The following is a 20,609-nucleotide window of genomic DNA, read 5'->3' on the forward strand; positions in this document are numbered from 1 at the left end:
ATGATATTAAATTTTAATTATTGTTTTCTTTGTCTAGCTCAAGCCGGATTCTATCTTGGTCTATCAACTGTTTCAACTCTTCCTCTTTTGGAAGGTAGAGCAGATATTTGCTGGCAAAAAGATTGTTTTTATCATTAAGGACAGAATATTTTACAATGGTTTCATCTTTTTCAGAACACAGTAAAATTCCGATTGTCGGATTGTCGCCTTCGTTACGTTTCAAATCATCGTACATTCTGACATACATATCGATTTGTCCAATGTCCTGATGAGAAAGTTCTCCGGTTTTTAAATCAATGATGACAAAGCATTTGAGAATATAATTATAAAAAACCAAGTCGATATAAAAATCTGATGTATCTGTAGAAATGTGCTGCTGCCTGGCTACGAAGGCGAAACCTTTCCCAAATTCTAGTAAAAATTTCTGAATGTGGTCAATAATTGCTGTTTCGATTTCTTTTTCCGAAATTTTTTCGTCCGTCTTTAATCCTAAGAATTCAAAAATGTAAGGGTCTTTCAGAACGCTTTGGATATTGTCAGTCCGAGATTTTTTATGTTCTAAAACTCTTTCGTAAGCTAGAGAATTGATTTGTCTTTTGAGGTCTCTATAACTCCAGTTATTTTCAATAGATTCATTAAGATAATACATCTTTTTTTGCTCATTTTCCTGTCTTAAAAGCAATCTGTAATGCGTCCAGCTCAATTCGTGACGCACTGCGTCACGAATTGGAAATGCTTGAAAAAAGGACCGCATATTTCTAAGATTGCTCTCATCAAAACCTTTCCCGAATTCGAGGGTTAATTTTTTAGAAAGATTTTTTAGAACAAATTTTCCATACTCTGCCCGTTCTTTTCCTTTCTGTTCATCTTCTACGATAAGTTGTCCGATTTGCCAATAAGTCAAAAGCAGAGTAGAATTCGCAACACGAAATACTTTTTCACGGGATTGATTAATAATATCTCGTATAGATTGGAATAATATATCTTCTGAAATTTGCATCGTACGAATTTAACAAAAAACCACCGAATATCCGGTGGTTTGAACTTATAAATCAATATGAAAATTTTTATTTCACACCGTGCATCATTCTCTTAAGAATTGGCGATAAGAAAGCTAGCAATACAGCTGCAATTCCACAAAGAACCACGAATACCATAAAGAATTCGAAAAGATTATGAATGGTAAAACCTGCGAATGTTGTGTATTCTGTAGGTAATTGTGCAGTAGCAAAAGCTTTTGACTGTTCAGGATTTAATGTTACTTTTTTATCCAGAACATCCTGAAGATTAACACCAATTTCCTGGGCTTTTGCAAATTTGTCCCCAGTTGCAGGAATGATTGCTCCCAAAGTTCCGGCTAATGCGTAACCCGCAGCATTGGCGATGAAGAACACACCATACAATAAAGATGAAAATCTCTTAGGTGCTAATTTACCAACCAACGACAAACCGATTGGGGATAAGCAAAGCTCTCCCATAGTTTGGATCAGATAAAGCAAAATCAACCATTTGATAGCCAGTAATCCTGAGTTTCCAAGGTCTTTGACATTATAAGCAATGATGAAATAAGACAATGCTATCAAAGCCAAACCAATTGCCTGCTTGAAAGGGGAAATCGGCTCTTTGCCTTTAGCCCTTAATTTATCCCAAAGAATACTAAACGGAACAGCAAGAATTACAACAAACAAACCATTGAAAATTTGAACCATTGATGCTGGCATTTGCCAACCGAATAAAAATGTTCTATCTGTTTGGTTAGATGCAATGAATGTTAATGACGAGCCTGCCTGCTCAAAAGCCGCCCAGAAGAAAATAATAAAAAAAGAAACAATGTAGATCACCCAGATTCTTTGTCTTTCAATCTTATTTTCGGCAGAGCTCATAATCAGGAATGCTAGCGACACTCCAGCAGCATAAATGAAAGGATAAATAATTCCTTTTATCAATTGTCCCATTTCTACTGAACTGAAACCAAATTCATCTACCAATAGATACCTAAATACAAAAAATAAAATCGCAAATAAAACTACTGTAATTCCTATTGATTTCCCCGAAAATTTAGCAGTCTGGGACTCTCCCTCTGCAAAGTCGTCTTTGTTATTGTTTTTTGGTAGTCCGCCAATAGGATTTCCTTCTGGTGTTACAACATATTTATTCTTAAGAAAAAAGAAAATCAATGTTCCGAGAATCATTGCAATTGCTGCAAGTAAATATCCCCATTTGAAAACATAAGGATTTTGTTTGCCATCCACTACAACATCAGCAACTATTGGTACAATATATTGGCTCAATAATGCACCGATATTAATTCCCATATAGAAAATAGTGAAGGCTGAGTCTAATTTGGTTTTCTCACTTGGCGGATATAAACTTCCAACCATTGATGAGATGTTGGGTTTGAAAAATCCATTTCCAAAAATGATAACTAATAAACCTAACCAGAACAGTGTTTTTGAAAAATCTAAACTTGTATCAAAATTTGTTGCACTGTAAAATAATAGAAGCTGTCCAATCGCCATCAAACCACCCCCCAATATAATGCAGTATCGATTTCCTAGGTATTTATCAGAAATAAAACCTCCTAATAAAGGTGTGAGATAACATAAAGCTAAAAAGCCACCATAAATGATTGATGCATTTGATTCTCCTAACATTAAAGCGTGAACCATAAATAGACTGAGAATTGCTCTCATTCCATAGAAGTTAAATCGCTCCCACATTTCTGTACTAAATAGCACCCACAATCCTTTCGGGTGTTTAGAATTGGATTGAACTGTCTCCATATAAATTAATTGTTAAATTTTCTTAAAGGTAACAAATATAGTTTTTTTTCATCAACGTAAGTGATTCAAGTTGCTGTTTATGTAAGATTTAATAATCCATATTTTACAGATTTGATTTAATTTTGTCTTTTTATGGAAATGAATTTAAAATTTAGAAAGGCAATTACCGAAGATTCTTCGGTGATTTGGGAAATATTACAGGACGCTATTACAAGGAGAAAAAACGATGGCAGTCGTCAATGGCAGGACGGTTATCCAAACTTAGAAACTGTAAAGTCTGATATCGAAAAAGGATTCGGGTATGTTTTATTGGTGGACGGAATAGTTGCAGGTTACAGTGCACTGATTTTCAATAATGAGCCAGCTTATGACGCTATAGAAGGAGAATGGCTGACTAACAGAGACTTTTTGGTAGTTCATAGAGTTGCGATTTCAGATAAATTTGCGGGGAAAGGTTTATCTAAAAAGATTTTTAGCTTTATAGAAGATGTTGCAAAAGAGAATAATACATTCAGTATAAAAGTGGATACCAACTTTGACAATCCGGCAATGTTGGCGATTCTGGATAAATTAGGCTACCAATATTGCGGAGAAGTTCATTTCCGGGGAAGTGCAAGAAAAGCTTTTGAAAAAGTGCTTTGACTTTATTGAAATTTAAGCAACAAAAAGCGAAATTAATTAGACTAATTTCGCTTTTTGTTTTTATTATAAGTCTTTGTCGATTTAATGTCCACTTTCTTTCATTATTCTGTTCAGTCTTTTTAGCATCATTAATCCTAGCAATGTTGCAAATATCAACAAGCCGAAATTAACAAGAAAATAATTGGCTTTGTTTTCATAATTGTACCAGGTGCTGGCAAGGATTCCCGACAATTTGTTTCCAACAGAATTGGCTAAGAAGAAACCTCCCATCATCAGCGCTGTCAATCTTGCCGGAGATAATTTGGAAACGAATGACAATCCCATCGGCGAAAGACAAAGTTCGCCAATTGTAACAACACCATAACCTGCAACCAACCAAAGTGAAGAAACCTTTTCTGCGCCATTATTTCCAGCATAAACAGCAGCAACCATTACCAGGCAAGATAAGCTGGTGATGAACAATCCCAAAACGATTTTCGTGGGTGTCAAAGGTTCTTTTCCTCGTTTTCTCAACATTGCCCAAAAACCGACAATGACTGGTGTTAAAGCTATTACCCAAAAAGGATTAATGGATTGAAATAATTCTGTGTTGTATAAGAAAACAGGTTTGTCGGAATTGGATTCTAATTCTGCTTTTTTCTCAGCGGAAACATTTCTAAAGTATATATCTTTTCCGGTTTCTTTTAAGGTTTTTCCATCAGCATCTTTCTGAGACCGGAATTGCTCATCAAAAATAGGTGTCTCTTTATCAGCATAACTTTTCTCCTCGACAAGATAAAGCGAAGCCAAAGGCTTTTCGACTTTTTCAGACACGCTTCTATCTGTGTAATAATTCGCCCAACGTGTCAAAGCTGTTCCATTTTGTTTGAAAACCGCCCAGAAAAACATACTGATTAAGAATATCGAAAGCAAAGCCCCAATTGCAGGTTTCTCCAGTGGATTGGATTTGAAATAAAGTGAAACATAGAAATAAATAACAGGGACACAAGCAAAAATAAAGGCATCTGTATTCGTACTTCCGAAAATGTTGGTTCCTAAAACCATTGTTGGAACAAACCAACCGATAACGCCCGCTATAATCGCAGGAACAAAAACTTTCATCAATATTTCTGACAGTTTGGTGTCGCCTTCTTGCTTCGGTTTCATCTGTGCCGCGTGGATGTAGTGCTTTCTGCCAATCGTAAAAATGACCAATCCAAGCAACATCCCAACGCCGGCTGTTATAAATGCTTCGCCCCAACCGAATTTGTTACGCATAAATGCCGCAATGATATTACAGATAAATGCTCCGATGTTGATTCCCATATAAAAAATATTGTAACCGGAGTCTTTGTTAGCTTTATAAGGTTCTTCGGAATATAGATTTCCCAAAAGTGTAGAAATGGTTGGTTTGAAAAAGCCGTTCCCAATAATAATTAATGCAAGCGAACCGTAAAACAGAGGCAATTCTTTAAAAACACCAACGCCGATATACCCAATTGCCATCAAAACGCCGCCAAGATAAATGGATTTGATGTAACCCAAAACGCGGTCTGCCAAAAACCCGCCAAGAAAAGGCGTCAAATATGTCAAGGCAATAAAAGTTCCGAAAATATCATCTGCATCTTTATCCGGTATTCCCAAACCTCCGGCAACGCCTTGTGGCTCTATCAGATAGAGAACGAAAATGCCGAGAATTAAATAGTAACCGAAACGTTCCCACATCTCAGTAAAAAACAAATAAGGTAAACCTTTAGGATGCTTAGTCTTCATAACTTAATTTTTCACAACGTTTCCAAAAATAGGATTTTAAATTTAATTCAATGTGATAAAATAACATATTAGGTTGTTTATCATTTTAAAATTAGCAGAAATGAAGTGTCCACTTTTCTAAAAGTCTAGATATTGAACAATACCAGTAACAATATTTTTTATTTTGATACTGATTAATTCCAGATTGTAAATGACTTCACAGGATAATCAACAAATAAAACTATGATAATAAAACTGCTTTACTTTTTTGCCTTCATTTGTTCATCGGCTATTTTTGCTCAGAACTCGGTTTCAGGAAAAATCCTGGGTAAGGACAATTTGCCACTTTCTGACGTTGAGGTTTTATTAATTAATCCATCAAATCAGGAAACTTTGAAGGTTGCAATTACAGACAAGGAAGGGAAATTTGAATTAGAAAATGTGAAATTTGATGAAGCTAAAATTATCATCGAACAAAATAATTACGAAAAATTCACTTCAGAAATTATCAAACCTTCCGAAACCAATATTCTTCTTCCTGATATCACCTTAAAAGTGTATCAAAACTAAATAATTGATCTTCATTTTAAGTACAATTAGTTTTCCTTGAGCAGCTGAAAATAAGGCGTAATCCGATTTTTCATATCGTCCCGTTGCATATTTAATTCTGTCTGAATTTTCGTTTTGTCGCCCTGCAGCATTTTTATCAGCTCAGAATATTTTTTCGGATCTTTGAGCTTTTTATAACCTTTGGTTTTGCTGATGTAAGAATATGGATTTTCATTGTAGAAATCCATTGCCATCTGCAGAATTTTAGCATAATTATCAGCATCAGCAGACAGATAAATGAAAAGTCCTTCTTCCAAAATAGTATCATAATCGCTGCCAGTGGTATAATGTTCCTGTCCCAGATTATTAAGATCTTCTGCTCTCATTTTTCCGAGATAGTATAGAAATCCACTTTCGTTATATTGATGATTCTTAAAATATTCCATTGATTTTTCAAAATACTTTTCAGGATATTCTTTATCCGCTAATCTGGCGTCCGAAAGAACTTTTTTGGAATCAATTTGCGCTATTTTCCCAATCGCTAATAATGAATCCGATTTTTCAATGACATTTTTGTACAGCAACAATATCTCTTTATCACTTTGACTATATATCATAATGTTAAATAAAAATAGGAGGACGATGATGATTTTGCGATTCATAATTTTAGAATGTGATTAAAGGTAGCTTTTCTCCGTCAATTAAAAAAATTGCTAACTTTGATTAAGCTAAAATTTTAGAAAATGGAAATCACGATAAAAGATTTGGAAAACGATTTGAAATCTTTGCCTACGGAGCTTCTTCAGCAGGTTAGCGATTATGTGGCTTTTTTAAAGATGAAATATACAGGACAAGTCAATGAAGATTGGGCGGATTATTTATCTGAAAGCCAAAAAGAATCAATAAGTAAAGGCTTAGAAGATATTGATAACGGAAAAGTCTATTCGCACGAAGAGGCTAAGGAAAGAATTAGAAATTATCTTTCAGAAAAATCAAAATAATGGAAATTGTCTGGTCTGATGAGGCTTTGAGTAATTACTTCAAAGTTTTAGACTATCTTTTCGATAATTGGTCCAGAACTGAGATTGAAAATTTTGAAAGTAATTTTGACCGACTGATTGAAAGGATTAGACTCAATACGAGGATTTGTCCAAAGTCCAAAATTTTAAATTTTCGCAAATGCCTGATTGACAAAAACAACTCTTTAATATATCAGGAAATTGATGATAAAATATTCCTTATTTCTTTAATCGATAATAAAAGTTCACATCCGTATTAAAAAACCGCAAAAGAAAATATCTTCTGCGGTTTTTTATCATCCAGCTTCAGTCTTCCGACTTCCAGCTTTCTACAAATTCTCCAAAATAAAATTCGTCATCTTCTCATAAAGCTGAGGTCTGGTTTGTCCGCCATAGATGCCGTGATTCTTATCAGGGTAAGCCATAAACTCAAACTGCTTTTTATTTTGAATCAATGCCTCAGAAAACTCCATAGAGTTCTGGAAATGCACATTATCGTCAGCTGTTCCGTGAATCAAAAGGAATTTTCCTTTCAACAGATTTGCAAAAGTGGTCGGCGAGTTTTGGTCATAACCTTCCGGGTTTTCCTGTGGTGTTTGCAGGAATTTTTCGGTGTAAACCGTGTCATAATATCTCCAGTTGGTCACCGGCGCCACAGCAATTCCCAGTTTGAAAACGTCCGCACCTTTTGTCAAAGCCAAAGAACTCATATAACCGCCAAAACTCCATCCGAAGATTCCGATTCTGGATTTGTCAATATAAGACTGATTCCCGAACCATTTTGCAGCAGTAATCTGGTCTTCAATTTCGTATTTTCCGAGTTGCTTATAAATAACTTTTTTGAATTTCGCTCCTTTGTAGCCTGTTCCACGGCCATCCACACAAGCTACAACGTAACCTTTCTGAGCCAGCATTTCAAACCAGATTCCGTTTCCGCCGTCCCAGGAATTGGAAACCTGCTGAGAACCCGGACCGGAATATTGGAACATAAATAACGGGTACTTTTTATTCGGGTCAAAATTTTTCGGCTTGATGATCCAGGCGTTCAGTTGGTCGCCAACAGCATTCGGAATGGTGATGAATTCTTTCGTCACGAAGTTATCTTTTTGGAGTTTGGAAAGCAACTCATTGTTGTTCTGAAGCTCCTTGATTTCTTTTCCTGATGCGTCTTTCAATACATATCTGTAAGGTGTTCCTGCAGTCGAAGTGGTATTGATGAAATAATTAAATGTTTTGCTGAATGCTGCCGAGTTGTTCCCCTCCGGATAAGAAACCAAAGTCGTTTTTCCGGAGTTGATGTTCAGCTTGGAAACCACTTTGTTCAGACTTCCTTTTTCGGTGGTTTGGATGTAAGCTTCCTTAGTTTTCGGGTTATAACCGTAGTAATCTGTGATTTCCCAATTCCCTTTCGCAACTTGTTTTTTCAATTTTCCCGCTTGGTCGTACCAGTACAATTGTCTGTAGCCATCACGCTCAGAGGCCCAAAGGAAAGAGTTGTCATCCAAAAATTCTAAAGTCAGATTGTCGGTTTCTATCCAGGCATTATCGGTCTCCGTAAGCAATTTGGTTACATTCCCGGACTTGGTATCCACTTTCAGCAAGTCCACGTGATTGTGATGCCTGTTGCTGGTCGCCAGCACGATTTCGTCTTTGCCGTTCGTCTGCCAAAGTTGTGGAATGTAATAATTCTCAAAACTTCCCAGATTCAGAGCCGTTGTTTTTGCCGAATTCAATTGATAAAGATTCGCCGTCACCGTCGAGTTCGTTTCGCCAGCTTTTGGATATTTGTAACGCATCTCCGTTGGATAAAGCGATTTACCATAAATCGGAATATAGATTTCCGGAACTTTCGATTCATCAAATCTTACGAATACTATTGCATCACCGGCTTTATTCCATTGGTAATAATCGGCGTGACCAAATTCCTCCTCATAAACCCAGTCGCCAAGACCATTGATGATAGAATTTTTCTTCCCATCATTCGTAATCTGAGTGATTTTCCCCGAAGTCAAATCCTGATAAAACAAGTTGTTATCAACAATGAAAGCCACTTTGCTTCCATCCGGAGAGAATTTCGGCTCCTGAATCCAATTCCCGTTATTAAGAGCAGTCACTTTATTAGACTTCAGATCCTTCACATCAAATTTTCCCCAAAACGAATGTCTATAGATATCCTGACTTTCTTTTTGTAACAAAATTTTGGATTCATCCGCCGAAAAAATATAAGATTCGAAGCTTCCATCCACGATGTTGCCGGATTTCTGAGACGTTTTATAATTATACTTTGCGATACCATCTTTCTCGATCGTAGCGTAGTTTTCACCATCATTCAGGGATGCGATACCTGCTATTCCTTTTCCACGGTAATAGCCGGAATAGATTTTATCGAGTGTAATTTCTTGAGCAAAAGTGTTTTGTGAGAAAACTGCCGTCAGCATCACAGCAGATAAGAGAACTTTTTTGTTCATAATTTTCTATTTTTTAATATGGAATTCACGAACCTTGCGGTTTCATTTCTAAGATTTTAACGACGTAAATATAATAAAGATTAATTGTTTTAAGCAGAATCGCTATAATGTTATCTGTAACAGTCTAACTAAGATTTGTAGCAATCTGCTTAAGTCTTGTAACAATCTACTCAAGTCCTGTAATTCTCCGCTTAACTTCTGTAATTCTCAACTTAACTCCTATGACAATCAACTCAAGTTCTGTAACAGCCTATTTAACTACTTTGACTGTCTACTCAACATCTTTGATTGCTTGCTAAACTACTTTGATTATCTATTGAACCTCTTTGGTTGTTTATTTAATAGCTTTGATTATCCACTTAAGCCATTTGACTGTCTACTTAACATCTTTGACTGCTTACTAAACTACCTTGATTGTCTATTGAACCTCTTTGGTTGTCTATTTAAGAGCCTTGATTATCTACTTAAGTCATTTGACTGTTTACTCAACACCTTTGATTGTCAACTTAACTACTTTGATGACCTACTGAAGCGCTGATAACTATCAACTAACAACTATCAATCAAAATCCCTATCTTTGCGCCATTATTTTTCTCACTTAAAACGTTTATAGCATGCAACTGTACAACACCTTAAGCGCAGAAGAAAGAGCTCGACTTATCGATGAGGCCGGAAAAGAGCGCCTTACCTTGTCTTTCTATGCGTACGCCAAAATTGAAAACCCTAAGAAATTTCGCGACGACCTTTTTATAGCCTGGAACGCCTTGGATGCGCTCGGCCGTATCTATGTGGCCACGGAAGGCATCAATGCTCAGATGAGTGTGCCTGCAGAGAATTTAGAAGCTTTTCGTGATACGCTGGAAGTTTACGATTTTATGAAAGGCATCCGTCTTAATGTAGCTGTGGAGCAGGATAATCACTCTTTTTTAAAGTTAACGATTAAGGTTAGAAATAAAATTGTGGCTGATGGTTTGAATGATGAGACTTTTGATGTGACCAATAAAGGAATTCACTTGAAAGCTCAGGAATTCAATAATATGTTGGAAGACCCGAATACGATTGTGGTAGATTTCAGAAACCATTACGAGAGCGAAGTAGGACATTTTGAAGGTGCCATTACACCGGACGTGGAAAATTTCCGTGAGAGTTTGCCGATTATTAATGAGCAATTGCAGGATTTCAAAGAAGATAAAAACCTGTTGATGTACTGCACCGGCGGAATCCGTTGTGAAAAGGCAAGTGCTTATTTCAAACATCAGGGTTTCAAAAATGTCTACCAGCTCGAAGGTGGAATCATAGAATATGCACGCCAAATCAAAGAGGAAGGCGTTGAAAGTAAATTCGTGGGGAAAAATTTCGTCTTCGACCACCGTTTAGGTGAGCGAATTACAGATGATATCATTTCACAATGCCACCAATGCGGAAAACCTTGTGACAATCACACCAATTGTGCGAATGATGCCTGCCATCTCCTCTTCATACAATGTGATGAATGTAAGGCTGCGATGGAAAACTGCTGTTCTACCGAATGTCAGGAAACGATTCATCTGCCTTGGGAAGAGCAGGTGGCCAAAAGAAAAGGTCTTCAGGTCGGCAATAAGATTTTTCGAAAAGGAAAGTCCGAGGCTTTGAAATTTAAAAAGTCGGGAGACCTTTCTACACAGCCTTTAGCTAAGGCAACTACCGCAGAAACCAAAGATATTCGCCAAAAAATCAAAATCAAAAAATCATTGATTGGCAAAGCAGAACATTATTATTCCAAGTCTAAAATTGCTCAGTTCCTAATTGAGAATGGTGAACTAAAAGTGGGAGACAAGGTTTTGATTTCCGGGCCGACTACGGGAGAGCAGCAAGTGGTTATCAACAATATTTATGTTAATGGCAATTTCAGCGATACAGCTAAAGCAGGAGACCAGATTACTTTTGAATTGCCTTTCAGAGTAAGATTGTCTGACAAAGTGTATAAAATATTAGAAGATTAATCCATTTTTACAAATGAATTACAGTCTTACAAAAAAGGAAATCAGGACGATTTATAAAGAAAAAAGAATGGCCTTATCACAAGATGAGGTCAATTTTTTGTCTGAAAAAATCTTCAACCAATTCGTTTTACAATTTAATGTTATTGAAAATCAAAAGGTTAATCTTTTTTTGCCAATTAAAAAATTTAATGAAATCAATACTCAGATTTTCATCGATTATTTTTTTGATAAAAAAGTTCGTGTTTTTGTACCGAAAATCCAACACAAAAAAATGATTTCTGTTGAGATTTTTCCTGATTCAGAATTTGAAATTAACGATTGGGGAATCAAAGAACCGATTTCTAATATTGACGTTAATGATGAATTAGACTATGTTTTAACACCATTATTATATTGTGATCGATTTGGAAATAGGGTTGGTTATGGAAAAGGCTTTTATGATTCCTTCTTTGCTGGTGATTTGAAGATTCATAATAAAATTGGACTTGGTTTATTTAATCCAAAAGAAGATATTGCGGACGTATATGGCTCTGATATAGCTCTTGATGGACTGATTACACCAACAGACTATTTTAAATTTTAATTTAAGTATTTGAAATTCAGATGTATTATTTTGTAAATCGATTTACAATGATATTACAAGTTATTTATGAATGATTTTTGTCACGCCGTCCTACCTTTGTCTTGTAATTATGAGTAAGTAATTAACAAATACAATATATTAATAATTAATTAAATTTTAGAACATGAAAAAGTCATTATTTGTAGCTGCTATCGCTGCTATCGCTCTTGTAGCTTGTAAAAAAACTGATAACGTAGAAGCTAATGCTGTTGATTCTGTTGACGCTGTTGCTGATTCTACTGTTGCTGTTATCGATTCTACTAAAGATGCTACAGTTGATTCTGTAAAAGCTACTGCTGATTCTGCTAAAGCTGAAGTAAAAGCTGACGAGAAAGCTGCAAAAGAAGAAATTAAAAAATAATTAGAATCTCTCTAATTATTACACAAAAAAGCCGCTATCTAGCGGCTTTTTCTATTTTGGTACTGTCTGTGTTTTTCGGATAAAAGCTGGTAAAGTAGAATTTGAATTCTTTTTGGAACTTTACTGGCGAAGCCTTCAGCATATATTGTGCTTTTCTGTTGACAGTTGTGATATATGTTTTTTTGTTATCATAATATTCTACATCAAAAGTGGCAAAGTCTAAAGTATCCTGATCTTGAACAGCTTTTGACGTTGTGAGATTACTAACTTTTGCATAGCGTACTTTTAAACTATCCATTTCTCTTAAAAGAGGCTTCAAGTTGTTAGAATCCCTTGTTAAAAAGTGAGCCTGCATCTGCGTATAGATTACCGAATCTATTTCTGTGTCTTTATTTCCTGAGGTATAAAGTGCTGATAAGTCGAGTAGATCCTGAACCTTTTGCGATGTAATCATATTAGTCGCCTGCATACTGTCCAATTTTGTTTTGCTGTAAGTCGCATTATTATTAGCGTTTCTAAGGGTTTCCAGAGAATTGTCGTCGCCTTCGTATTTCTTGTTGCAAGATATAATCCCGATGATTAGCAAAGCTGGAATTAATGTCCATTTATAGAGGTTATTTTTCTTTTTCATCGTCAGTAATTTTGAATTTGATCATTACTATTTTTCCGTTTTTCATCTGAGAATCGATCACTTCCAGATTTTCTAACGACGTTGTAGGAAGTGTAACCAGCGAGATGTATTTTTGTTTGTCCATTGTCTCTATGCCATAGATGTCACTGTCTACAACCTGATAAATCAATGCGTTGTCACTTATAAGTTTATTGAGTTCGTTTGTTTTTTTCTTAAAATCGGTAATTGATTTGGAATAATAATAAAGCTGAATTGCATAATCATTGGGTTTCAACTCAATATCTTCGGATGACGGTGCTGATGTCAAATCTCTTCTCACAGTATCTGTCCTATAAAAAGGCGAAGAAATGACCATTTTCAGATTTTTGCTTTTTGTTTCGTAGACGAATTTTGAATTAGGCTTTACTTTGAAGAGGATTGGAGATTCATTTTCTCGGATGATTTTTACATCCAATTCTCCTTTTATAGATGAGTTTCTGTCCGCATCTGTAAAAGCATAAGTGTATTTTTTATAAAAAAGATTATCATAAAACACCAGAACCAAAACCACGGCAAATAAAAATGCTGAAATTCCTAACCATAGATAGGTTTTCAAGAAGTTTTGTTTAGGAGTTTTGAAATTGATATTCTGATTAATTTCGTCAAATGCCTGGTTGTCTATAGAAACCGGAGGTTTTTCGTTAATAACCGTAGGAAGCTGTTTAGTTTGAACTATCTCAGGAATCTTTCCCGTAGTAGTTTCTATAGGTAGCGAACTCTGAGCTTCTTCATTAATTACAGCAATTGGATTCTTCTTTTTATATTCAAACCAGGAATTATAACCAGCGTAGACAGAAAGGATATTCAGCATATCAATTCTTGGGATCTTTTCCTGAGCATTATTTTTAAAGTAAGTGTAAAAAGTTTTCTCGCTGATATTCCCTTTTGCTTTTTGTCTTAGATCTTCCTGAAAATATATAATATCAATGCCTTTCCATTTGGAAATGTCATCGTAAGACGGGGAATGCGTCTCAAGATATTTTTCCTGAACGGCCTTTTTTAAGGATTGAAAATATGCAAATTCTATATCGCTCAAAATTATATTTTATTCTTAATTTATTGATTTACAGTTGTTCTTATTTGTAAATCTTGTTTTACAAATATATTACAATTAATTTTCAAAAACAAAAATTATTTCTCGTCATAATTTTGTCCCGTTCAAATAAGAACAAATCTATTAACTAACAATTTAATTTAATTATTATGAAAAAGTCATTATTCGTAGCTGCTATCGCTGCTGTTGCTCTTGTAGCTTGTAAAAAAACTGAAACTGTTGATACTGCTGCTGCTGATTCTGCTGTAGTTGATTCTTCTGCTGCAACCCTTGATTCTGCTGCTGCTCACGTTGATTCTGCTGCTGTTAAAGTTGATTCTGCTGCTGCTAAAGTAGAAGGAGCTGCTGCTAAAGTTGATTCTGCAGCTGCTAAAAAATAATCTTAACCAAGTTAAGAATTTGAAACCGTTTCTTTCGAGAAACGGTTTTTTTATTGATCTAATTTTTGTCTCAGGATTTCGTAGCAAGTAATGGCAGCGGCATTACTCAGGTTAAGAGAATCAATAGTTCCGGACATTGGAATCAAAACATTTTCTCCTCTGTCTTTCCAGAAATCACTCAAACCAGAATGTTCTGTTCCGAACAAAACAGCAGATTTCTCTTTTAAATTTTTTGTCTGAATATGTTTTGCATCACCACTCATAAAGGTTGTGAAAATAGAATATTCGTAAGTATTTAAAAATGCTAAAGTTTCTTCGTTCGAAGCTTGAAAAATATTCATCCCGAAAAGGCAACCAACACTTGAGCGAATAACATTAGGATTATAAAAGTCCGTTCTTGGGTCGGTAACGATCAACGCATTGATGCCAAAAGCTTCACAACTTCTTAAGATTGCGCCAAGATTTCCAGGTTTTTCTACACTTTCTAAGATGATAATGGCTGAATTTTTTTTTGGACTAAAATCTTCTAATGTTCTTTCTTCTAATTTATAAATCCCGATGATTCCTTCGGTAGTACCTCGGTAAGCAATTTTTTCATAAAGCTTTTCTGAAACGTAATGGATTTTGGAATCTGGTAATTTCCCCTTGAAAATAGATTCGCAGATATAAAACTCTTCGGGTTGATTGCCGAAGTGCATTGCTCTTTCGTTTTCCTGCTGACCTTCTACGATGAAAATACCAGCTTTTCTTCTGTCCTGATTTTTGGTCAAAAGTCGGGTTAATCTTTTTATTTTTTCGTTTTGAAGGCTTTCTATGAGCATTTTGGAAATTTTTGCAAATGTACAAAGTAAAATGTACAAAGTAAAATGTACAAAGTAAAATGTGGAAACATAGATGATGGCGCAGCGCGTGAGGGATAGTAACGGAAATCCTTTTATGTTTTTTGCTAAAAACATGAAAGATTGCAGTGGATAGCCCGACCCAGGCGATGGATTTAGCTTTGGCGAGGGGCACGCCCAAATTTGTTGTAATGTGAAGATGAAAAATTGTATATCTTTGTTTTATGATTTTACGAGGAGAAAATTTGATCAAAGAATACGGACCGAAAAAGGTAGTAAAAGGTGTGTCACTGGAGGTTCAGCAAGGCGAAATTGTAGGACTTTTGGGACCAAACGGAGCAGGAAAAACAACGTCTTTTTATATGATTGTTGGATTGGTAAAGCCGACTTTGGGAAACGTATTCCTGGATAACCAAAATATCACGAAAGATGCGATGTATAAACGTGCGCAGAACGGCATTGGTTATCTGGCTCAGGAAGCTTCGGTTTTCAGAAAACTTTCTGTGGAGGATAATATTTTGGGCGTTTTGCAGCTGACGAAATTATCCAAAAAAGAGCAGCAAAAAAAATGCGATGAACTGATTGAAGAATTCCACCTGGAGCACGTTCGTAAAAATCGTGGCGATTTGCTTTCCGGAGGTGAAAGACGTAGAACGGAAATTGCACGTTGTCTGGCGACAAGCCCCAATTTTATCCTTTTGGATGAGCCTTTTGCCGGAGTTGACCCAATTGCGGTAGAAGATATCCAAAAAATCGTGAGGTCTCTCGTAGAGAAAAATATCGGAATTCTGATTACCGACCACAACGTTCAGCAGACTTTGGCGATTACCAACAAAACTTATATTATGTTTGAAGGGAAAATCCTGAAAGAAGGTTTGCCGGAAGATCTTGCCAATGATCCGGAAGTGAGACAGGCTTATCTTGGAGAGAACTTTAGGTTTGAGAAGTTTTAGATTGTATCGCAAAGGCGGACATTTTAAATTTGTTATAAATATATAAAGTCGCAAAGGAAAACTTGGCGACTTTTTTATTGCTCTGATCTAATATTTCTGCGCCTTTGCGAAAAAAAAAAAAATTATTCAAAAATCCTACTGACAAACTATTGTCACAACAGCGTTATAAATTTGTATCAAATAAAACAAACTATTATGAACGCAAACGCAAAAGTCTTAGACTCACAACAACTTTTAATCCATTGGCAAGGCCACAGAAATCTGACCAGAAGAGTGATTGAAGCTTTTCCGGAGAAAGATCTATTCGAATTCTCGATTGGCGGAATGAGACCTTTCGCAAAATTGGCTTTAGAATTATTGGCAATTGGCGGACCAGCTTTGAAATCAATTGTTGACGGAACAATTAATGCATTCGATGAATCTTTCAATCCAACAACTAAAGCAGAAATTCTTGCCAAATGGGATGAAGAAACGGAAACGATTAATGAATACTTTAGCCAAATTACAGAGGAAAGATTTCAGGAGACATTCAATTTATTTGGGCAATATGAATTTCCTGTTTATCAGAACATTCTTTATTTTGTGGACAACGAGATTCATCACCGCGGTCAGGGTTACGTTTACCTTAGAGCTTTGGGGATTGAACCGCCATTTTTCTGGGAAAGACAAAGATAATTTTCTACGCTTGATTTGATAAAGTCTGCTTTTAGCAGGCTTTATTTTTTATTCAATTGGTTAGAAATCTGAGCAATTAAATCATTCATCGTATCTTTGAGATATTCAGGTTCAAGGATTTCCGCAAAATCTGCAAACGTAATTAGCCAGCGCGGAAAACCTTCATCGATCCACTCAGTTTCAAAGGTCATCAGCATCCGGTTACCGTTTTCTTCTTCAGAAATCAATCCATAATATTTTTTAGAATTAACCAGAAAAGGCAGGATTTTTTTCTCAACCAAAAGTTTAACATTCACTTTTTGATTCTTTGATTTTTTTCGGTAATCTCCAACATTTCCATATTCTTGATGAAAGGAATTCTGAGTTTTCTCGATTTTCAAAATCCTATCAATCCGGAATTGTCTGAAATCCTTTCGCATTGTGCAAAACGCCATCATATACCAGTAATTGACTTCGTAGAAAATTCCAACCGCTTCGATAATTCTTTCGCTATTCTCGTCTTTTACATTTTTATAACTGATTTTTAACTGGTTCTTTTCGGCAATGCTTTCCAGAATTATTGGAATAATATTTTTGACATTGTCAGAATTTTTCGGGCGATAGGAATAGATGTCAATTTGATTCTCAATAGTCGTAACCAGATGTTTCTCCGAGTTTCTGATGACCGCTTTCACTTTTTCCATTGCAGAATTGTAATGAGCATCGATACTTTCGTGAGAAAATTTCTGCATCAGTTTTTCAGCCGTAATGAAGCTCAAAACCTCTTCTTTCGTAAACATCACAGGCGGAAGTTTGTAGCCATCCACCAAAGAATATCCGGAACCAGCTTCCCCAAAAATCGGAATCCCGGCATTTTCCAAAGTCTTAATATCTCTGTAAATCGTTCTGATACTGACATCAAATTTCTCCGCCAAATCCTGAGCACGAACAATCGATTTAGTTTGTAGTTGTGTCAGAATCGATGTGACTCGGTCTATTTTTTTAATGTAATGGTCTTCATTCATCTTTTGGGCTTTCAATGACTCATTAATAGTAACTGATTTTAGTAATTTTTTTGAATTTAATTTTCTCGCAGATTAATTAGATTTTGCTGATTTACAAAATAATCTGCTTAATTTGCTAAATCAGCGAGACTTTAATCATTCATCTTTGTAAGTTTTCACGAGTCTATCAAGATTTAAACTTCTTGCCGATGCATCAAAAATTTCTCGGTAAGTTCCATCTTTTTCGTATAACTCTTCGTGCGTTCCGTTTTCCACAACTTCGCCTTTTTTCATCACATAAATCATATCAGAATCCAAAATTTGCGACAACGAATGCGAAATAATAATCACAGTTCTGTCTTTTTTAATCGCATCCAGAGAGTTTTTGATTTGTTCCGTTGCAATCGCGTCCAGACTTGCGGTGGGTTCATCCAGAAAAATAATCGGTGGGTTTTTCAGGAATAATCTTGCAATGGCAATCCGTTGTTGCTGACCGCCGGAAAGTTGCGTAGCGTCGTGATTATAACCATCCGGCAAATCCAAAATCTGCTCGTGAAGATAAGCTTTTGTCGCTGCTTCTTTGATTTCGTCCAAAGTGGCTTCCAGATTTCCATAACGGATATTATCTTCAATACTTCCTTTGAAAATATGATTTTTCTGAAGCACCAGACCAAGGTCATCACGCAAATAATCATTGTCAAAATCATTCAGATTATTGCCGTCTAAAAGAATCTCTCCCGAATCCGGTTCATAAAACTTACAGAGCAAATTGATAACGGTTGATTTTCCAGCGCCACTCAATCCAACCAAAGCTGTTGTTTTTCCATTTTCGATTTTGAGAGAAACATTTTTCAAAGCTTTCATCCCGTTTGGATAAGTGAAATCCACGTTTTTAATTTCAAAGTTACCTTGAATTGGAATATTATCAATCGTTCCGTTAGGTTCGGTTTCGTCGTCGTCATTTAGGATTTCAAAATAACCTTCGGCATAGATAAAAGCATCATTCATATCATCATAAATCCTGTGAAGCTGACGAATCGGTGCAGAAACGTTATTGAACAACATAATGTGAAGCATAATCGCACCAATCGTCATTTGCTGATCAAGCACCAGATAAACCGTCAAAAGGATAATCAAAACGACACCAAATTGCTCGATAAAAGTTTTCAAACCATCGAAAATAAAACTCGTTCGGCGCGTGTACAACTGGCTTTCCATCAAATGCATCTGGAGATTGTACTGTTTTCTGCCTTCGAATTTTTCACGGACAAAACTCTTAATCACCATTATGGAATTGATGAGATTGAGAAGTCCGGAAGTTTTTTGTTCCCGTTGATTTCTTAAAGTCCGTCTTACATTTCCTAATTTTTTAGCTTGCCTCGAGGTTACATAAAAGTAAATCGGAATTACAAAAGTTGAAACCAAACCAACGTAAAGATTCTGCATATACATTACAATCAAAGCGATAATGGCAGTTGAAAATAACGGCAAAATATCAATGAAAAAATTCTGCACCAATTTTGTCAAGCTTTCAATTCCTCTGTCGATGCGGATTTGAAGTTTTCCTGACTCGTGCCGGTCATCATTATAATAAGCAATCCGGTAAGTCAAGATTTTGTCAATCGCTGCTTGCGCCAACTCTGAACTGACATTAATTCTGATTTTTTCACCATAAAATTTCTGTCCAAACTGAATGAAAATATTCGCTAATTCTTTTCCTAAAAGTATAACTGAAATCAGAATCAAAACGTGGATCCCTTCTGACATCGGATGAGGAAGTTGGGTTAACTTTGTTACTTCATCAACCGTATATTTCAAAACAATCGGGTTGACTTGAGCAAACAAAGCACCAATAAAAGTCAGGGCCAAAGTCCCGAAAACCATCCATTTGTAAGGTTTTATGAAACTTTTCAGTTGGGTGAAGATGTGGATAAGGTTGGTTGTTTTCTGAAAAGGTTTTTTCATCTAAGCAAGTTAAGAATTATTAGAGTTTAAACACAAAGGCACAAAAGTTTTTATTGTCATTGATTAGTTTTTAAGGCACAATGAAAATCAAAGATTTTTTGTTGACAAAGTCAAAGCTTGTACCTTAAAAAAATTCGAATATTTCAAATAATTCTTTGTGCCTTTGTGTTTAACCTCTTAATTCAAATAAAATAAGTTAATTTTAAACTTTCGTAAAAAATACCAATGAAAATATATACAAAAACCGGCGACAAAGGTGAAACCGGACTTTACGGCGGAAGCAGAATTTCCAAAGCCAGTGCAAGAGTAGAATCTTACGGAAACATTGATGAGCTTAATGCTTCGATTGGTGTTGCTAAATCTCATATTGATGATGAAGCTGCCATTGATCAACTCAAAAAAATCCAGTTTGATTTGTTTACAGTTGGTTCAGAAGCCTCGACGCCGATTGACAAATTGTTTTTAGCTAATGGAAAACCAAGACTTCCTCTCGTGATTTCCGATAAAGAAATTGAGGAGTTGGAAAACTGGATGGATGAGATGGAAACGAAAGTGGAACCTTTACAATACTTCATTTTGCCCGGCGGCGGAAAAGCGGCGACTTTTCTTCATGTGGCGAGAACGGTTTGCAGACGTGCGGAAAGAAGTTTGGTCTTCCTCAATCAATCCGAAGAAGTGCGGGCAGAATTAATAAAATATCTGAATCGGTTGTCGGATTATCTTTTTGTTTTGGCAAGATATGTTTCAAAACTTCACGGTGAGCCAGAGGAATATTGGAACCCGAATGACAGAAAGTGAGTTTAAAACAACAAAAGTCACAAAAGAAAGATTGATGTTTCAAATTATGAAATCAGTAGGAATGGGCTTTAGCCCATTTACAAAAAAAATAATTAGTTTGGCTTTAGCCAAAATTTCAACAAGATTTGGCTAAAG

General features: G+C 35.8%; 20 protein-coding genes. 10 read left to right on the forward strand and 10 right to left on the reverse strand.

All coding sequences use genetic code 11. The features are described 5' to 3' along the window. Positions 1-13 precede the first annotated feature (13 nt). Positions 14-1,000 carry a PDDEXK nuclease domain-containing protein gene (locus BXY58_RS10935; RefSeq protein ID WP_120213897.1) on the reverse strand — a complete coding sequence of 329 codons (987 nt, stop codon included), beginning with the start codon at positions 998-1,000 and terminating at the stop codon, positions 14-16. Between the two features lie 67 nt (positions 1,001-1,067). Beyond that, positions 1,068-2,783, reverse strand: a complete 1,716-nt coding sequence (locus BXY58_RS10940; RefSeq protein ID WP_120213898.1) for a peptide MFS transporter — start codon at positions 2,781-2,783, stop codon at positions 1,068-1,070. Positions 2,784-2,915: 132 nt separating this feature from the next. Between BXY58_RS10940 and BXY58_RS10945 the strand changes: the two genes are divergently transcribed. Continuing rightward, entirely contained in the window at positions 2,916-3,425 is a 510-nt protein-coding gene (locus tag BXY58_RS10945; protein ID WP_120213899.1) for a GNAT family N-acetyltransferase, read from the forward strand. 81 nt (positions 3,426-3,506) lie between these two features. On the opposite strand, the gene BXY58_RS10950 is transcribed toward BXY58_RS10945, so the two are convergent. Continuing rightward, a complete protein-coding gene (locus tag BXY58_RS10950; RefSeq protein ID WP_120213900.1) occupies positions 3,507-5,177 on the reverse strand; it encodes a peptide MFS transporter in 1,671 nt (556 codons plus the stop codon). A gap of 222 nt (positions 5,178-5,399) precedes the next feature. Here BXY58_RS10950 and BXY58_RS10955 point away from each other — a divergent pair, with 222 nt between their 5' ends. Then, positions 5,400-5,726: a carboxypeptidase-like regulatory domain-containing protein gene (locus tag BXY58_RS10955; RefSeq protein ID WP_120213901.1), complete on the forward strand. Its 327-nt coding sequence runs from the start codon at positions 5,400-5,402 to the stop codon at positions 5,724-5,726. A 26-nt stretch (positions 5,727-5,752) separates the two neighbouring features. Here BXY58_RS10955 and BXY58_RS10960 read toward each other — a convergent pair whose 3' ends face one another. Then, positions 5,753-6,367 carry a hypothetical protein gene (locus tag BXY58_RS10960; protein ID WP_170144222.1) on the reverse strand — a complete coding sequence of 205 codons (615 nt, stop codon included), beginning with the start codon at positions 6,365-6,367 and terminating at the stop codon, positions 5,753-5,755. 81 nt (positions 6,368-6,448) lie between these two features. Between BXY58_RS10960 and BXY58_RS10965 the strand changes: the two genes are divergently transcribed. Next, entirely contained in the window at positions 6,449-6,706 is a 258-nt protein-coding gene (locus tag BXY58_RS10965; protein WP_120213903.1) for a hypothetical protein, read from the forward strand. 347 nt (positions 6,707-7,053) lie between these two features. On the opposite strand, the gene BXY58_RS10975 is transcribed toward BXY58_RS10965, so the two are convergent. Further along, the gene (locus BXY58_RS10975; protein WP_120213905.1) at positions 7,054-9,192 is read right to left on the reverse strand and encodes a S9 family peptidase; all 2,139 of its coding nucleotides are present in this window, start codon (positions 9,190-9,192) and stop codon (positions 7,054-7,056) included. A gap of 614 nt (positions 9,193-9,806) precedes the next feature. Between BXY58_RS10975 and trhO the strand changes: the two genes are divergently transcribed. The 3 genes from trhO to BXY58_RS10990 all read left to right on the forward strand — a co-directional run bounded on the left by trhO (position 9,807) and on the right by BXY58_RS10990 (position 12,157). After that, entirely contained in the window at positions 9,807-11,174 is a 1,368-nt protein-coding gene (gene trhO, locus BXY58_RS10980) for an oxygen-dependent tRNA uridine(34) hydroxylase TrhO (RefSeq protein ID WP_120213906.1), read from the forward strand. Between the two features lie 13 nt (positions 11,175-11,187). Then, on the forward strand, positions 11,188-11,757 hold the full coding sequence (locus BXY58_RS10985; protein ID WP_120213907.1) for a 5-formyltetrahydrofolate cyclo-ligase: 570 nt from the start codon (positions 11,188-11,190) through the stop codon (positions 11,755-11,757). A gap of 163 nt (positions 11,758-11,920) precedes the next feature. Further along, positions 11,921-12,157: a hypothetical protein gene (locus BXY58_RS10990; protein ID WP_120213908.1), complete on the forward strand. Its 237-nt coding sequence runs from the start codon at positions 11,921-11,923 to the stop codon at positions 12,155-12,157. A 34-nt stretch (positions 12,158-12,191) separates the two neighbouring features. Here the strand turns inward: BXY58_RS10990 and BXY58_RS10995 are convergent, their stop codons facing one another. Together BXY58_RS10995 and BXY58_RS11000 are read right to left on the reverse strand one after the other, a co-directional pair. Continuing rightward, positions 12,192-12,788, reverse strand: coding sequence for a hypothetical protein (locus tag BXY58_RS10995; protein WP_120213909.1), 597 nt, complete (start codon positions 12,786-12,788; stop codon positions 12,192-12,194). Continuing rightward, complete coding sequence (locus BXY58_RS11000; RefSeq protein ID WP_120213910.1) at positions 12,772-13,863, reverse strand: hypothetical protein; 1,092 nt, start codon at positions 13,861-13,863, stop codon at positions 12,772-12,774. Before BXY58_RS11000 ends, BXY58_RS10995 begins: the two co-directional genes overlap by 17 nt. Before the next feature lie 167 nt (positions 13,864-14,030). On the opposite strand from BXY58_RS11000, the gene BXY58_RS11005 reads away from it, so the two are divergent. Further along, the gene (locus BXY58_RS11005) at positions 14,031-14,261 is read left to right on the forward strand and encodes a PG1828 family lipoprotein (RefSeq protein WP_120213911.1); all 231 of its coding nucleotides are present in this window, start codon (positions 14,031-14,033) and stop codon (positions 14,259-14,261) included. Positions 14,262-14,311: 50 nt separating this feature from the next. On the opposite strand, the gene BXY58_RS11010 is transcribed toward BXY58_RS11005, so the two are convergent. Further along, positions 14,312-15,082, reverse strand: coding sequence for a TrmH family RNA methyltransferase (locus BXY58_RS11010; protein WP_120213912.1), 771 nt, complete (start codon positions 15,080-15,082; stop codon positions 14,312-14,314). A 242-nt stretch (positions 15,083-15,324) separates the two neighbouring features. Here BXY58_RS11010 and lptB point away from each other — a divergent pair, with 242 nt between their 5' ends. Together lptB and BXY58_RS11020 are read left to right on the forward strand one after the other, a co-directional pair. After that, complete coding sequence (lptB, locus tag BXY58_RS11015) at positions 15,325-16,053, forward strand: LPS export ABC transporter ATP-binding protein (protein WP_120213913.1); 729 nt, start codon at positions 15,325-15,327, stop codon at positions 16,051-16,053. Between the two features lie 195 nt (positions 16,054-16,248). Continuing rightward, positions 16,249-16,728: a DinB family protein gene (locus tag BXY58_RS11020; RefSeq protein WP_120213914.1), complete on the forward strand. Its 480-nt coding sequence runs from the start codon at positions 16,249-16,251 to the stop codon at positions 16,726-16,728. 41 nt (positions 16,729-16,769) lie between these two features. Here the strand turns inward: BXY58_RS11020 and BXY58_RS11025 are convergent, their stop codons facing one another. Together BXY58_RS11025 and BXY58_RS11030 are read right to left on the reverse strand one after the other, a co-directional pair. After that, the gene (locus tag BXY58_RS11025; RefSeq protein WP_120213915.1) at positions 16,770-17,732 is read right to left on the reverse strand and encodes a helix-turn-helix transcriptional regulator; all 963 of its coding nucleotides are present in this window, start codon (positions 17,730-17,732) and stop codon (positions 16,770-16,772) included. Between the two features lie 135 nt (positions 17,733-17,867). After that, on the reverse strand, positions 17,868-19,595 hold the full coding sequence (locus BXY58_RS11030) for an ABC transporter ATP-binding protein (protein WP_120214006.1): 1,728 nt from the start codon (positions 19,593-19,595) through the stop codon (positions 17,868-17,870). Positions 19,596-19,901: 306 nt separating this feature from the next. On the opposite strand from BXY58_RS11030, the gene BXY58_RS11035 reads away from it, so the two are divergent. Continuing rightward, entirely contained in the window at positions 19,902-20,474 is a 573-nt protein-coding gene (locus BXY58_RS11035) for a cob(I)yrinic acid a,c-diamide adenosyltransferase (RefSeq protein ID WP_120213916.1), read from the forward strand. Positions 20,475-20,609: the final 135 nt, after the last annotated feature.

It is taken from the genome of Epilithonimonas arachidiradicis (genome assembly GCF_003610695.1).
In the GTDB taxonomy this organism is placed as follows: domain Bacteria; phylum Bacteroidota; class Bacteroidia; order Flavobacteriales; family Weeksellaceae; genus Epilithonimonas; species Epilithonimonas arachidiradicis.